This window comes from Pseudomonas sp. NPDC088322, assembly GCF_044740745.1.
Lineage (GTDB): Bacteria > Pseudomonadota > Gammaproteobacteria > Pseudomonadales > Pseudomonadaceae > Aquipseudomonas > Aquipseudomonas shirazensis.
Genome location: NZ_JBIURK010000003.1, coordinates 163,967 through 178,152, shown reverse-complemented (window position 1 = coordinate 178,152; position 14,186 = coordinate 163,967). Strand labels below are relative to the sequence as shown.

At 63.8% G+C, this 14,186-nt stretch carries 13 protein-coding genes; 10 read left to right on the top strand and 3 right to left on the bottom strand.

What is annotated here, in order from left to right:
- Positions 1 to 183 precede the first annotated feature (183 nt).
- The 9 genes from ACIOAU_RS08445 (at position 184) to ACIOAU_RS08405 (ending at position 9,471) form a co-directional block, all read left to right on the top strand.
- Positions 184 to 801: an NUDIX domain-containing protein gene (locus tag ACIOAU_RS08445; RefSeq protein ID WP_101315863.1), complete on the top strand. Its 618-nt coding sequence runs from the start codon at positions 184 to 186 to the stop codon at positions 799 to 801.
- Positions 792 to 1,244 carry a DUF1249 domain-containing protein gene (locus ACIOAU_RS08440; RefSeq protein ID WP_101315865.1) on the top strand — a complete coding sequence of 151 codons (453 nt, stop codon included), beginning with the start codon at positions 792 to 794 and terminating at the stop codon, positions 1,242 to 1,244. The genes ACIOAU_RS08445 and ACIOAU_RS08440 overlap by 10 nt, the downstream gene beginning before the upstream one ends.
- An 85-nt stretch (positions 1,245 to 1,329) precedes the next feature.
- A complete protein-coding gene (gene cpdA / locus ACIOAU_RS08435) occupies positions 1,330 to 2,139 on the top strand; it encodes a 3',5'-cyclic-AMP phosphodiesterase (protein WP_181089584.1) in 810 nt (269 codons plus the stop codon).
- Positions 2,140 to 2,272: 133 nt separating this feature from the next.
- Complete coding sequence (locus ACIOAU_RS08430; RefSeq protein WP_101315869.1) at positions 2,273 to 2,881, top strand: YqiA/YcfP family alpha/beta fold hydrolase; 609 nt, start codon at positions 2,273 to 2,275, stop codon at positions 2,879 to 2,881.
- Positions 2,882 to 2,915: 34 nt separating this feature from the next.
- Entirely contained in the window at positions 2,916 to 4,820 is a 1,905-nt protein-coding gene (gene parE / locus ACIOAU_RS08425; RefSeq protein WP_401181322.1) for a DNA topoisomerase IV subunit B, read from the top strand.
- On the top strand, positions 4,820 to 5,803 hold the full coding sequence (locus ACIOAU_RS08420; protein WP_401181842.1) for an esterase-like activity of phytase family protein: 984 nt from the start codon (positions 4,820 to 4,822) through the stop codon (positions 5,801 to 5,803). Before parE ends, ACIOAU_RS08420 begins: the two co-directional genes overlap by 1 nt.
- The gene (locus tag ACIOAU_RS08415; RefSeq protein ID WP_401181319.1) at positions 5,800 to 6,318 is read left to right on the top strand and encodes a TIGR02281 family clan AA aspartic protease; all 519 of its coding nucleotides are present in this window, start codon (positions 5,800 to 5,802) and stop codon (positions 6,316 to 6,318) included. Before ACIOAU_RS08420 ends, ACIOAU_RS08415 begins: the two co-directional genes overlap by 4 nt.
- Positions 6,319 to 6,328: 10 nt before the next feature.
- Positions 6,329 to 8,587 carry a DNA topoisomerase IV subunit A gene (gene parC, locus ACIOAU_RS08410; RefSeq protein WP_101315877.1) on the top strand — a complete coding sequence of 753 codons (2,259 nt, stop codon included), beginning with the start codon at positions 6,329 to 6,331 and terminating at the stop codon, positions 8,585 to 8,587.
- A gap of 173 nt (positions 8,588 to 8,760) precedes the next feature.
- The gene (locus ACIOAU_RS08405; RefSeq protein WP_101315879.1) at positions 8,761 to 9,471 is read left to right on the top strand and encodes a membrane integrity-associated transporter subunit PqiC; all 711 of its coding nucleotides are present in this window, start codon (positions 8,761 to 8,763) and stop codon (positions 9,469 to 9,471) included.
- 114 nt (positions 9,472 to 9,585) lie between these two features.
- On the opposite strand, the gene ACIOAU_RS08400 is transcribed toward ACIOAU_RS08405, so the two are convergent.
- Entirely contained in the window at positions 9,586 to 11,058 is a 1,473-nt protein-coding gene (locus ACIOAU_RS08400; protein ID WP_101315881.1) for a histidine kinase, read from the bottom strand.
- A gap of 135 nt (positions 11,059 to 11,193) precedes the next feature.
- On the opposite strand from ACIOAU_RS08400, the gene serB reads away from it, so the two are divergent.
- On the top strand, positions 11,194 to 12,408 hold the full coding sequence (gene serB / locus ACIOAU_RS08395; protein ID WP_401181316.1) for a phosphoserine phosphatase SerB: 1,215 nt from the start codon (positions 11,194 to 11,196) through the stop codon (positions 12,406 to 12,408).
- A 90-nt stretch (positions 12,409 to 12,498) separates the two neighbouring features.
- Here serB and asd read toward each other — a convergent pair whose 3' ends face one another.
- Both asd and ACIOAU_RS08385 read right to left on the bottom strand, forming a co-directional pair.
- On the bottom strand, positions 12,499 to 13,362 hold the full coding sequence (gene asd / locus ACIOAU_RS08390) for an archaetidylserine decarboxylase (protein ID WP_186700664.1): 864 nt from the start codon (positions 13,360 to 13,362) through the stop codon (positions 12,499 to 12,501).
- A gap of 9 nt (positions 13,363 to 13,371) precedes the next feature.
- Complete coding sequence (locus ACIOAU_RS08385) at positions 13,372 to 14,181, bottom strand: rhodanese-like domain-containing protein (protein WP_219855678.1); 810 nt, start codon at positions 14,179 to 14,181, stop codon at positions 13,372 to 13,374.
- Between the last annotated feature and the right edge of the window lie 5 nt (positions 14,182 to 14,186).

Below are 14,186 nucleotides of genomic sequence, written 5' to 3'. Positions count from 1 at the left end.
ATGATCCTTGCAGAACTTGGATAGTCGGCCTTGGACCGTCGGCAAAGCCGTCGGTTCGCCACTAAGCTAACAGACATGACGCACCCGCTTCCAGCAGCCTGAACGGTCAACGGAAAGGGGTGAAACCCGGTCAAACGCAGAGTAGGATGGCGCGATGCGGTAGTTGAGGTAATGAGGATTTCCATGACAGACACGTCCAATTCGGTGCCCAAGACGGTTGAGATCGTCAAGCGCGAGAACTGCTTCCAGGGCTTTTACAAGCTCGACAAGCTGCACCTGCGCCATGAGCTGTTCGCCGGCGGCATGAGCCGTGAGATCAGCCGCGAGCTGTTCGTGCGCCACGATGCAGTGTGCGTGCTGCCGTACGATCCGCTGCGCGACGAGGTGGTGCTGATCGAGCAGTTCCGCGCTGGCGCCATGGGCAAGGTGGCCAATCCCTGGCTGATTGAAATGGTCGCGGGCCTGATCGACAAGGACGAGCAGCCTGAAGAGGTTGCCCATCGCGAAGCCGAAGAAGAAGCCGGCCTGACCTTCTCGGCCTTGTGGCCGATGACCCGCTACTTCCCATCGCCGGGCGGCAGCGACGAGTTCGTGCATCTGTTTCTCGGCCGCTGCGTCAGCGAAGGTGCCGGCGGCTTGCATGGGCTGGAGGAAGAGGGCGAGGATATCCGCGTGCGCGCCTGGTCGTTCGAGGACGCCCTGCAGGCGGTACGTGACGGGCGCATCTGCAACGCGGCCAGCATCATCGGCCTGCAATGGCTGGCGCTGAACCGCGACGAAGTACGGGGGATGTGGAAGTGAACCTGCTGCGCGAGCGTTATCGGGTCGATCTGGTCGGGCTGCAAAGTGCCTGCGAGGCCAACTACGCTCGCTTGATGCGCCTGCTGCCGGACATGCGTACTACCCAGAGCTCGCGGCGCATCGGTATGACCCAGGGCGACCAGATGCTTGGCGTGCTGGTGCTGGACGTGCTGCTGACGTGCCCATACACCACCACCCTGCGCGTGCGTCAGGAGCACAGTCTGCCCTGGCTGCCGGTACCGCAGTTGGAAGTGCAGGTGTACCACGATGCGCGCATGGCCGAAGTGGTCAGCGCCGAGCATGCACGGCGCTTTCGCAGCATCTACCCGTACCCCAACGAAGCCATGCACCAGCCCGACGAGAAGGCCCAGCTCAATCTGTTTCTCGGCGAATGGCTGAGCCACTGCCTGGCCTGCGGCCATGAACTGGCGGCAGTACGCTGAAAATGTGATGCGAGTCGGCTTCGCCGGCTTGCGTGAAAGCTGTCAGCGGCGATAATCGCGCAGAACTCGCTCGAGGAGACGGCCGTTGCCGCAGCCCAACCATCCCCACGCACCGATCAATGTCGTGCAACTGACCGACGCCCATCTGTTTGCTGATCCGGCAGGCACCCTGCTGGGCCTGAATACCCGCGGCAGCCTGCAGCATGTGATCGACCAGGTGCATCGCGAACAACCTGCAATCGACTTGCTGCTGTGCACCGGCGACCTGTCGCAGGATGCCAGCGCGACGGCCTATCGCGCCTTTGCCGAGATGACGGCGACGCTGCGCGCGCCAGCCCGCTGGCTACCGGGCAACCATGATCAGGCGCGAGTGATGGCCGAGGTGGCGCAAGGTACGGATTTGTTGCAGTCGGTAACCGATGTGGGCAACTGGCGCATCATCATGCTCGACTCGGCAGTGGTGGGCGCGACCCATGGCCTGCTCGCGCCGGCGCAGCTTGCCGTCCTCGATCAAGCCCTGAACAGTGCCCCCCAGCGCCATTGCCTGATCTGCTGTCACCACCAGCCGGTGGATATCGGCTGCGCCTGGATGGCGCCGATCGGCCTGCGCAACAGCGATGAGTTGCTGCAACGGGTGCAGGCTCACCCGCAGGTGCGCGCGGTGCTCTGGGGGCATGTGCACCAGGCCTTCGAGCAGACGCGTGACGGCGTGCGCTACATGGCCACACCGTCGACCTGCATCCAGTTCGCCCCGGGTAGCGTCGACTTCAAGGTCAGTGAAGAGTTGCCGGGATACCGCTGGCTGCGCCTGCATGCAGACGGTCAGCTGGAAACAGGCGTAGAGCGGGCGCTGGATTATGTGCTGCAGCTGGATTTCAACAGCCCCGGTTATTGAGCGCGCAGTCCCAGCGACCTTGAACAATGTATTACGAAAATCCCGAAGCAGCGCCAATGCTCGGCGAACACGCTACACTGCGCGTCCCTGCGCCCCAACTGGCGGGCGCGCCGCAGCAGACACTGGGGGCAGCATGTCGGGTTCCATCCTTTATATCCACGGCTTCAACAGCTCGCCGCTGTCGACCAAGGCGCGCCAGCTTGAGGCTGTGATGCAGCAACTGGGCCTGGCTGGCCAGTTGCGCATCCCCGCGCTGCACCATCATCCGCGTGAGGCGATTGGCCAGCTCGAAGCCGCCATTGCCGAGCTGGGCGCGCCCTTGCTGGTAGGCAGTTCGCTGGGCGGCTACTATGCGACCCATCTGGCCGAGCGGCATGGCCTCAAGGCACTGCTGATCAACCCGGCGGTAGCGCCGCACCGCTTGTTCGACGGCTACCTGGGCACCCAGCGCAACCTGTATACCGATGAGCCCTGGGAGCTGACCCTGGACCACGTGCAGGCCCTGGCCGAGCTCGAAGTGGCGCCGCCAACCGACGCCGCACGCTACCAGGTGTGGTTGCAGACCGCCGATGAAACCCTCGACTACCGCCACGCCGCTGCCTACTACCAGGCCTGCGCGCTGCGTATCGAAGCCGGTGGCGACCACAGTTTCCAGGGCTTCACCAAGCGCCTGCCGGCGTTGCTGGCTTTTGCCGGCATTGCCCGCGAGCAATATGCGGCGCTCGATTTTTCTGTATTTTGATTTTTCGCATTCACCAGACTGACGACGAGAACCCATGGCCAACCCCAGCGCTAGCGCCTATAACGCCGACGCCATCGAAGTCCTCTCCGGCCTCGATCCGGTGCGTAAACGGCCCGGTATGTACACCGACACCAGCCGGCCCAACCACCTGGCCCAGGAAGTCATCGACAACAGTGTCGACGAAGCCCTGGCCGGCCACGCCCGCTCGGTGCAGGTCATCCTGCATGCCGACCACTCGCTGGAAGTCAGCGACGATGGCCGGGGCATGCCGGTCGACATCCACCCAGAAAAGGGCGTCTCGGGTGTCGAACTGATCCTCACCAAACTGCACGCCGGCGGCAAGTTCTCGAACAAGAACTACCAGTTCTCCGGTGGTCTGCACGGCGTTGGTATCTCGGTGGTCAACGCCTTGTCGACCCAGGTTCGGGTGCGGGTCAAGCGTGACGGCAACGAATACCAGATGACCTTCGCCGACGGCTACAAGGCCACCGAGCTGGAAGTGATCGGTACGGTCGGCAAGCGCAACACCGGTACCAGCGTGTATTTCAGCCCTGATCCGAAGTACTTCGACTCGCCGAAGTTTTCCATCAGCCGCCTCAAGCATGTGCTCAAGGCCAAGGCCGTGCTGTGCCCGGGCTTGTCGATCAGCTTCGAAGACAAGGCCAGCGGCGAGAAAGTCGAGTGGCACTACGAAGACGGCCTGCGCTCGTACCTGGTCGATTCGGTCAGCGACTTCCTTCGGCTGCCCGACGAGCCGTTCTGCGGCAGCCTGGCCGGTAACAAGGAAGCGGTCGACTGGGCCCTGCTGTGGTTGCCCGAGGGCGGCGACAGCGTGCAGGAAAGCTACGTCAACCTGATCCCGACGGCGCAAGGGGGTACCCACGTCAACGGCCTGCGCCAGGGCCTGCTGGATGCCATGCGCGAGTTCTGCGAGTTCCGCAACCTGCTGCCGCGTGGGGTCAAGCTGGCCCCGGAAGACATCTGGGAGCGGATCAGCTTCGTCCTGTCGATGAAGATGCAGGAGCCGCAGTTCTCCGGCCAGACCAAAGAGCGCCTGTCCTCGCGCGAGGCGGCGGCGTTCGTCTCCGGCGTGGTCAAGGATGCCTTCAGCCTGTGGCTCAACGCGCACCCTGAACTGGGTATGCAGCTGGCGGAGCTTGCCATCAGCAACGCGGGTCGCCGCCTCAAGGCGAGCAAGAAGGTCGAGCGCAAGCGCATTACCCAGGGCCCGGCACTGCCCGGCAAGCTGGCCGACTGCGCTGGCCAGGACCCGATGCGCTCCGAGCTGTTCCTGGTCGAGGGTGACTCCGCCGGCGGTTCGGCGAAGCAGGCGCGGGACAAGGAATTCCAGGCCATCCTGCCGCTGCGCGGGAAGATCCTCAATACCTGGGAAGTCGACGGCGGCGAAGTGCTGGCCAGCCAGGAAGTGCACAACATCGCCGTGGCCATCGGTGTCGATCCGGGTGCCACCGACCTGTCGCAGCTGCGCTACGGCAAGATCTGCATCCTCGCCGACGCCGACTCTGACGGCCTGCACATCGCCACCTTGCTCTGCGCCTTGTTCGTGCAGCACTTCCGGCCGTTGGTCGAGGCGGGCAACGTCTACGTCGCCATGCCGCCGCTGTACCGCATCGACCTGGGCAAGGAGATCTACTACGCCCTCGACGAAGCGGAGCGTGACGGCATTCTTGACCGTTTGGTCGCCGAGAAAAAACGTGGCAAGCCGCAGGTCACCCGCTTCAAGGGCCTGGGTGAGATGAACCCGCCGCAGTTGCGCGAAACCACCATGGACCCGAACACCCGGCGCCTGGTGCAGTTGACTCTGGATGACGTCGAGGCCACCTGCGAGCTGATGGACAAGCTGCTGGCGAAGAAGCGCGCCGGTGACCGGAAGAGCTGGCTGGAAACCAAAGGCAACCTGGCTGAGGTCATGGTTTGATTGTTCGGTTGCTTGCCGCAGTACTGGCCCTGGTCGCTTTGCCGAGTCTGGCGAGCGACTGGCCGGAGCTGAAGCTGAGCAGCGAGCACGCCATTGACGGCATGCCCAGCGGCAACCTCTCGGGCCTGGCGATGTGCCGTGGCGCGCTCTGGGGTGTATCCGACCGCGATGACGACCGGATCTACCGCTTCGAGCAGAGCGATGGCGTCTGGCAGGCCGAAGCGATGCCCTTCAGCGCGCCGCCAGCGCCTGACAGTGGCTTGCCATTAGGCTTGAAGGTGCGCAGTTGGGCGGTCGCCGCAGTGCGCGGTGGTGAATTGGACTTTGAAGGTATCAGCTGCGATCAGGCGGGTAACTTCTACTTGGTCAGCGAATCCCATGCGGCGGTGCTGCAGGTGCCGCTGCAAGGTGAGCCGAACTGGTTGAAGATCGACCCGTTGATGGTTGGCCGGGCACGTGCCAGCGGCATGCTGCTGCGCTTCAATGGCTTGTTCGAGGGGGTGGTGATCAACCCGGCGGGCGATCGTCTATGGCTGGCCGCCGAACGGGAACGGCGCGGCCTGGTTGCGTTGCAACGCCAGCAGTCGCTGTGGACCTGCGTGCGCAGCTGTGTGCTGTTCAGCGAGGCTGGGGTCGAGATGCAGCCGCCGCAAGTGGACAAGCCGCGGCCGGTGTCGCGTGATTTTGCCGACCTGGCGCTGTATGCCGGCAAGCTGTTTACCCTGGAGCGTAATGCCTACCGGGTATGCCGGCGCGACGTGGACAGCGGCGCCGTCGAGCGCTGCTGGTCGTTTGCCGCCGATGCGCTGACCGAGGCGCGCCGCTATGACCAGCTGTTTGGCGTCGCCGAAGCCTTGATCATCGATGACGAGGGCGCCTGGATTGGCGTAGACAACAACAACGGCGCCCGCGGAGATGGCGAAGTACGGCCGATCGTCTGGCGCTTTGCTGCGCCACAAGGCGGCTGGAGTGGCAAACCATGAGCCAGCCGGCCGGCAAGCGCGCGGGCAAGGTGCTGATGATTCTCGCCTGGGCGGCGGCGATGTTTCTTGCCACGCGCTTTTTTGGCGTCTGGGAGGATCAGCAGCGCAACCCCAATGCGCAACCCGAGTCGGCCCATGGTGATGGTTTCATCGAAGTTCGCTTACTGAGCAATGGTCAGGGCCACTTCGTCGCCGACGGCGCAATCAACGGCCAGACCGTGCACTTCATGCTCGACACCGGCGCGACCGATGTCGCCATCCCCGAGTCGCTGGCCAAAGGCCTTGAGCTGCAACGCGGTGCGCCTGTGCTGGTGAGTACCGCCAATGGCCGCACTGAAGGCTACCGGACCCGTCTGGAAAGCCTGCAACTGGGTGATATCCGCCTGCAGGGCGTACGCGCCCTGGTGGTGCCCGGCCTTGACGGCACAACCGTGCTGCTCGGCATGAGCGCCCTCAAACAACTTGAATTTACCCAGCGCGGCGGCAGCATGCTGTTGCGCCAGAACCTGAAATGACGAGGCCCGCATGAGCGACTCACTGGAACTCAGTCTCGACGGCGTCGAGCGCCGTTCCCTGGCTGACTTCACCGAACAGGCCTACCTCAACTATTCCATGTACGTGATCATGGACCGCGCCCTGCCGCATATCGGCGACGGCCTCAAGCCTGTGCAGCGGCGCATTGTCTATGCCATGAGCGAGTTGGGTCTGGATGCCGATTCCAAGCACAAGAAGTCGGCGCGTACCGTCGGCGACGTGCTCGGCAAGTTCCACCCGCACGGCGACTCGGCCTGCTATGAAGCCATGGTGCTGATGGCGCAGCCGTTCAGCTACCGCTATACCCTGGTCGACGGCCAGGGCAACTGGGGTGCGCCGGACGATCCGAAGTCGTTCGCGGCCATGCGTTATACCGAGGCGCGCCTGTCGCGCTACTCCGAAGTGCTGCTCGACGAAGTCGGCCAGGGCACGGTCGACTGGGTGCCCAACTTCGACGGCACTCTGCAGGAGCCGTCGGTTCTGCCGGCGCGGCTGCCGAATATCCTCCTCAACGGCACCACCGGTATTGCTGTGGGCATGGCCACCGATGTGCCGCCGCACAACCTGCGCGAAGTCGCCAGCGCCTGTGTGCGCCTGCTCGACGAGCCGAAAGCGACCATCGAGCAGCTGTGCGAGCACATTCAAGGCCCGGACTATCCGACCGAAGCCGAGATCATCACGCCGCGTGCCGACATCTTGAAGATGTACGAGAGCGGCAAAGGCTCGATCCGCATGCGTGCGGTGTACCGCGTCGAGGATGGCGACATTGTCGTCACCGCCTTGCCGCACCAGGTCTCCGGGGCCAAGGTGCTCGAGCAGATCGCTGCGCAGATGCAGGCCAAGAAGCTGCCAATGGTGGCTGACCTGCGCGACGAGTCCGATCATGAGAACCCATGCCGAATCGTGATCATCCCGCGCTCCAATCGGGTCGATGCCGACGAGCTGATGCAGCACCTGTTCGCCACCACTGATCTGGAAAGCAGCTACCGGGTCAACGTCAACATCATCGGCCTCGACGGCCGGCCGCAACTGAAAAACCTGCGGCTGTTGCTGCAGGAATGGTTGCAGTTCCGCGTCGGCACCGTGCGCCGGCGCCTGCAGCACCGCCTGGACAAGGTCGAGCGGCGCCTGCACCTGTTGGACGGCTTGCTCACGGCGTTTCTCAACCTGGATGAAGTTATCCACATCATCCGTACCGAAGAGCACCCCAAGCAGGCGCTGATTGCCCGCTTCGAGCTGACCGAAATCCAGGCTGAATACATCCTCGAGACGCGCCTGCGCCAGCTGGCTCGCCTGGAAGAAATGAAAATCCGCGGTGAGCAGGACGAACTGCTTAAAGAGCAGGCCAAGCTGCAGGCCCTGCTGGGTAGCGATGCCAAGCTGAAAAAGCTGGTGCGCAGCGAGCTGATCAAAGATGCCGAGAAGTATGGCGACGACCGCCGCTCGCCGATTGTCGAGCGCAGCGAAGCCAAGGCACTCTCGGAAAACGAGCTGATGCCGACCGAGCCGGTCACCGTGGTGCTTTCGGAAAAAGGCTGGGTGCGTTGCGCCAAGGGCCATGACATCGATGCCACCGGGCTTTCCTACAAGGCCGGTGACGGCTTCAAGGCCGCTGCGGCGGGGCGCTCCAACCAGTTTGCCGTGCTGATCGACTCCACCGGGCGCAGTTATTCGGTGGCCGCGCACACGTTGCCCTCGGCCCGTGGCCAGGGCGAGCCGCTGACCGGGCGGCTGACACCGCCGCCGGGGGCGACCTTCGAGTGCGTGCTGCTGCCCGAGGACGACGCCCTGTATGTGGTGGCCTCCGACGCGGGTTACGGCTTCGTGGTCAAGGGCGAAGACCTGCAGGCCAAGAACAAGGCCGGCAAGGGTTTGCTCAGCCTGCCCAACGGCGCCAAGGTGATCCCGCCGCGGCCGGTGAGCAACCGCGAGCAGGACTGGCTGGCAGCGGTGACCACCGAAGGCCGCTTGCTGGTGTTCAAGGTCGCCGACCTGCCGCAGCTGGGCAAGGGCAAGGGCAACAAGATCATTGGCGTACCTGGCGACCGGGTTGCCAGTCGCGAGGAGTACGTCACCGACCTGGCCGTCATCAGCGAGGGGTCGACCCTTGTATTGCAGGCTGGCAAGCGTACCCTGTCGCTCAAACCAGATGATCTGGAGCATTACAAGGGCGAACGCGGTCGGCGAGGCAGCAAGCTGCCCCGCGGCTTCCAGCGCGTCGATGGGCTGCTGGTGGAAGCTTCGAGCTAACCAGGCGAGTCGTCTGAACCGGCACTTTCGGCGTTGTTCGCGGCGGAACTACTGGAGTCGGACGACCTTTTCGCGGATGATAGGCGCTCGCGGCGCCGGCGTGGCCGAGCGCCCCAAAGACTCTACATGTGTATCACTGCGGTATGCCGAATGGCTGCCACCTGGATGGGATGATGAAATTTCCGCGCTTTCCATTTGCGCTGTTGATGACCGGCCTGCTGGGCCTGGGCGGGTGCAGTGTGCACCAGCCGGTAGCCCTGTATCAGCTGGACAGTGGTGAACCTGGCCAGCCTTCGCAGAGTGCCGGTATGGCTGTGGTGCTTGGCCCGGTTTCGGTGGCTGACTACCTGCAGCGCGAGACCTTTTTGCAGCGCCAGGCAGACGGCAGCCTGACTTCGGCGACGGACGGTCGTTGGGCGGGCAGCCTGTCTTCGGATATTGACCAACTGCTGGTGCGCCAGCTGGCCTGGCGCCTAGACAGCCAACGGGTGGTGCTGGCGCCGGCGAGCAGTGGTTTTGCGCCGGACGTGCAGGTGCTGCTGTCGATCACTCGGCTGGATTCGGGCAAGGATCAGCCGGCCATTCTGGATGCACAGTGGCGCCTGCTGGATCGCCGCGGCAACGTGCGTGACAACCGCATAGTGCACCTTGAGCAACCGCATGAGGGCAGCGAGTCTTCCCAGGTGCAGGCGCAAGGGCAGTTGTTGCAGAAGCTGGCCGAGCAGTTGAGCAACGCGGTCAAGCCGCTGGCCAATCAGCCGGCCCTGGCTGAAGAAACCCGCAAGAAGCCGGCGGCGCCGGTGCAGGTCAAGAAGACCCCAGAGAAGTCGAAGATCCCGATTGCTTCGCCGGTGCGTACCGATATGGAAGTGTTCAGGTTCTGAGTTTGAATCGAGGCGCTTGCAAAGGCCGCCCCTGCAGATATCTGTGGGGGCGGCCTTTTTGTTTGTGCGGTTTATGGGAGCGGGTTCATCCGCTCCCACAGGGTGGACCAATCCTCAGGCCCGGCGCTCGTGCATGCGCGCCAGTTGCCGCTCCAGCATCGATGGGTACGGCTCCATCAACCGCTCGACACAGCATGCACCCTCAGGGCTGGCAATCGGGCGGATGCGGGCGCGTTGGCGGACCAGCGCATCATCGGTGATCTTGCGCTCGACCAACAGCAGGTTGCGGCTGTGCTGCGACAGGGCCAGGGCATCCTGGGCTTTTTCGGTCATCAGCAGATCGACCTGCTCGAGTCCTTGCAGGTCATCACCCACGGTCAGCCCCAGTTGCAGCTGCAAGGTGATGCCGCTATCGGCCACTTCGATCTGCAGGGCATGGCCCAGGGCGCGCAGCAGCTCGCCGCAGCAGATGGCATTGGTCAGGTAGTCTTCACCCGTCTCGCGGCTGTGGAACAGCAGCAAGGTGCTGCCGTCGGTCAGGGTGAAGGTTTCACCTTCATACAGCGAAGCAGCCTGCTCGAGGCAGTCGCGATAACGTTCGAGCAGCTCGGTCAGGCGCGTGCGCGGCAGGCGGCGCAGTTGCTCCTGCGAACCCAGCTGTACGGCCAGTACGGCGCTGTACTGCGGTTCGGTCGAGACGGGCGCGGCCACAACCGGCTTGGCGCTGCTTTGCTCGACGTCGATCAGGCCGGCAAAGGCTTCATCGTCTTCCTCATCCTGCTGGGCAATAGCCCGGCTGCGGGCAGCGACACTGGTGGTTGCCGGGGCGTGATCAAGGTCGGCGAAGTCATGCTCGTCGTCGTGCTCTTCCTCTTCTTCCGGCTCAGGCGGCGGCGGTGGCGCGAGGCGGGCATGCAACTGACGGGCAAGGTCGCCGATCTCGTCCTGACGATCGATGGCCGGGGTGTACGGGTGCGGATCACGCAGCCAGACCCGCAGCTGCAGCAGCGGCGTGGAGATGTAGCGGCCCAGGCGCAGGCTCAGGGTCAGGGCCAAGACCAGCAGTATCCCCGCCAGAATACCCATGCTCTGCAAGCTGATCAGCATCGGTTGCTGGAACTCGCTCATGTCCAGGCTGATGCGCAGTTGCCCGGCGGTCACGTCCTGAAAGGTGATCTTGGTCTGGTACAGGCCTTCGGCTTCACCCAGCAGGGTGTTTTTCGGGCGCTGACCGGCCTCGGCGAGGATGCGGTTGTCGACGCTGTAGATGGCGGCGTGGGCCACCAGCGGGTTCTTCACCAGATTGCCCAGCAGCACGTTGAGGCTGAGGATGTCGTTGGACACCAGCAGCTCGGTCGCCGAGGTGGCCGTCTGGATGGTCAGGCTCTGCCCCAGGGCGTCCGCCTGCTCATGCATGGCCTGCTTGAACTGCAGGCCCATCACGCAGGCATAGATCACCAGCGCCATGGCCACCAGGAAAATATTGGTGCTGGCGATACGCAATGCCAAGGGTACGCGGCGTTGGCGCAGAGCATGGAACAGCATCAGGAAGAAGTTATCGGATTTAACTGGCGTGGGCCGGTTCACAGAGCGCGGCTCTTTATGACGAGAAAGTGCTGCGCAGTATAGCGACCCGGCATTTGTCGGCAAAGTGCAAGTGGCGCCCGATAGTTACCGAAAGTCGGTAGAATGCGCATTTTTCATCGAAGTCGGAGCCAGGTTGTGCGCGAAATCGTTCTGATCAACATCACCGGTGAAGACCGCCCAGGTCTCACTGCCGCCATCACCGGCGTCCTGCTCCAGGGCGGTGTGAACATTCTCGACATCGGCCTGGCCGTGATGCACGGCACTTTGTCGTTCGGCATCCTCGTCGATATCCCGGATAACGAAGTCGCCACGCAGTTGCTGCACAGCGTGCAGATCAAGGCCCACGAGCTCAATCTGCAGGCACGCTACACACCGATTTCCGAGGCTGACTACCAGCACTGGGCCGATGGCCAGGGCGACGCCCGGCAGATTGTCACCTTGCTCAGCCGCAAGGTCACCCCCGAGCAGCTGCAGCGGGTCAGTGCGATCATCAGCCAGTATGGCCTGACCATCGAGCGCATCGAACGCCTGTCGGCGCGGGTGGCGCTGAACGCCGACAGCGACCACGGCAAAGCGTGTCTGGAGATTTCTGTGCGCGGCGAGCCGAGTGATGCTCAGGCCCTGCGTGCCGCGTTCTTCACGTTGTCTGAAGAGCTGGCCGTGGATATCGCCTTCCAGAAGGATGACCTGTTCCGCCGCAACCGCCGGCTGGCGGTGTTCGACATGGATTCCACGCTGATCGAAGCCGAAGTCATCGACGAGCTGGCCAAGGCCGCCGGCGTCGGCGAGCAGGTTTCCGCCATTACCGAGCGGGCCATGCGCGGCGAGCTGGATTTTCGCGCCAGCTTCAAGGAGCGCATGGCGTTGCTCAAAGGCCTGGACGTCAAGGTACTGGACGAGATCGGCGCATCGCTGCGCTTGACCGAGGGCGCCGAAAACCTGTTCGCCGAGCTCAAGCGCCTGGGTTACAAGACCGCCATCCTGTCCGGTGGCTTTACCTACTTCGCCAAGCAGGTACAGGCGCGGCTGGGTATCGACTATGTGTTCGCCAACGAGCTGGAAGTGGTCGACGGCAAGGTCACAGGCGTGGCCATCGAGCCAATTGTCGATGCCCAGCGTAAAGCTGACCTGTTGCAGGAGCTGGCCAGCAAGGAAGGCCTGCAACTGGCACAGACCATCGCTGTAGGCGACGGCGCCAACGATCTGCCCATGCTGTCGCTGGCAGGGCTGGGCGTGGCCTTCCGCGCCAAACCACTGGTGCGCCAGTCGGCCAAACAGGCGATCTCGACCCTTGGTCTGGATGGTGTGCTGTATCTGCTCGGCTTGCGCGACCGCGACGCTCGCGGCTGATCTGAGCCCGTAAGGGGCCGCAGAGCGGTCCCGACAAACGAAAAGGCCCCGCATGGTTGCGCCATGCGGGGCCTTTTCGTAGGCGGCGGATCAGACTGCGGTCGGTACCGCCAGCAGTTCACCCATGCGCACGGCAGAGCCGGCACCGAGGCTTTCAGCCCACTTCACCTGCTCCGGGCCAAACAGCACGATGGCAGTGGAGCCGAGCTTGAAACGGCCCAGTTCGGCGCCTTTTTCCAGGTGGATCGGTGTGCGGCTGGCTTCGTCGTAGCGGAAGGTCTTCAGCTCACGCTTGGGCGGCGTGACCAGTCCCGCCCAGACGGTTTCGATCGAAGCCACGATCATCGCCCCGACCAGCACCACGGCCATCGGCCCGCGCTCGGTATCGAACAGGCAGACCACGCGCTCGTTGCGGGCAAACAGCTCCGGTACGTTTTCGGCAGTGGTCTGGTTGACCGAGAACAGCCGGCCTGGCACGTAGACCATCTCGCGCAGGGTGCCGGCTAGCGGCATGTGCACGCGGTGGTAATCCTTCGGCGACAGGTAGATGGTGGCGAACTCGCCGCCCATGAACGGTGCGGCCAGCGCCGGATCGCCGCCGAGCAGCTCCAGTGCGCTGTAACCATGGCCCTTGGCCTGGAAGATGCGGCCGTGCTCGATCGGGCCGAGTTGGCTGACGGCACCATCGGCCGGGCACAGAATGGCCCCTGGAGTTTCATCCAGCGGGCGCGCACCTGGCTTCAGGGCGCGGGTGAAGAAGGCGTTGAAGTGCTCATAGGCGCTGAGGTCTTCGACCAGCGCTTCGGACATGTCGACCTGATAACGCTTGGCGAACCAGGCGGTGAAGGCATTCTTGAACCAGCGCGCGCGGCACTCGGCAACGCAACCGGCCAGGCGTGACAGCAGATGGTGCGGCAGCAGGTACTGACTGATGATGAACAAACGCGATTTCATTGAATTTCCTTAAACCTCTACGGGCGTGTCCGGATGGTTGCCCCATTCGCCCCACGAGCCGGCGTACGCCTTGACCCGGGGGTAGCCGAGGGACTTGGCCACCAGATAGGTAAAGCCTGAACGGTGATGGGTCTGGCAATGGGTGATCACTTCCTTGTCGGGAGTGATACCCAGATTTTGCAGGATCTCGGCCATGTCCTTGCGGATGCGCAGGTGGTCATTCATGTCCATGCCTGCGGTCCACTCAAAGTTGACGGCGCCGGGGATGTGCCCGCCTTTGGCCGCGAGCACTTTCTCGCCCCGGTATTCACCCGGCGCGCGAGCGTCCCAGATGGCCAGGTCGGCAGCGCCGAGGCGGCTCTGCAGGTATTCGCGGGTGGCGGTCGGCTCGTCGTTTATGGTCAGGCTGACCGAGCCGGTGGCGCTGGCGGGCGTCTCGGTCGACAGCTGATCAGCCGGCCAGGCCTGGATACCACCGTTGAGGTAGTGATACTGCGCATGACCGATGACATCCAGAAGCCAGATGAAACGCCCGGCCCAGCCACCGCCTTCGTCGTCGTAAACCACATAGACGGCATCGTCACGATGGCCGAGTTCGGCGAACAGCTTTTCCAGGTCGGCGCGCGCCGGCAGTAGCCCAGGCGCCGGCGGTTGGCCCAGCTGGGTACGCTTGGGGTCGACGAAGCGCGCACCGGGTACGTGGCCACTGCCATAGCGGTTGGCGCTGGTCAGGTCGACCACGATCAGCGCGGGCGAGCCCAGGCGTGGCAACAGGTCTTGCGCTTCGATAACCAGCGGCAAGCCGGAAAAATCAGTCATCCACA

What these genes read in the sequence shown, in the direction of transcription:
- ACIOAU_RS08445 (WP_101315863.1), top strand. Translation starts at nt 184, where the DNA reads ATGACAGACACGTCCAATTCGGTGCCCAAGACGGTTGAGATCGTCAAG.
- ACIOAU_RS08430 (WP_101315869.1), top strand. Translation starts at nt 2,273, where the DNA reads ATGTCGGGTTCCATCCTTTATATCCACGGCTTCAACAGCTCGCCGCTG.
- parE (WP_401181322.1), top strand. Translation starts at nt 2,916, where the DNA reads ATGGCCAACCCCAGCGCTAGCGCCTATAACGCCGACGCCATCGAAGTC.
- ACIOAU_RS08415 (WP_401181319.1), top strand. Translation starts at nt 5,800, where the DNA reads ATGAGCCAGCCGGCCGGCAAGCGCGCGGGCAAGGTGCTGATGATTCTC.
- parC (WP_101315877.1), top strand. Translation starts at nt 6,329, where the DNA reads ATGAGCGACTCACTGGAACTCAGTCTCGACGGCGTCGAGCGCCGTTCC.
- ACIOAU_RS08405 (WP_101315879.1), top strand. Translation starts at nt 8,761, where the DNA reads ATGAAATTTCCGCGCTTTCCATTTGCGCTGTTGATGACCGGCCTGCTG.
- asd (WP_186700664.1), bottom strand. Translation starts at nt 13,362, where the DNA reads ATGAAATCGCGTTTGTTCATCATCAGTCAGTACCTGCTGCCGCACCAT.
- ACIOAU_RS08385 (WP_219855678.1), bottom strand. Translation starts at nt 14,181, where the DNA reads ATGACTGATTTTTCCGGCTTGCCGCTGGTTATCGAAGCGCAAGACCTG.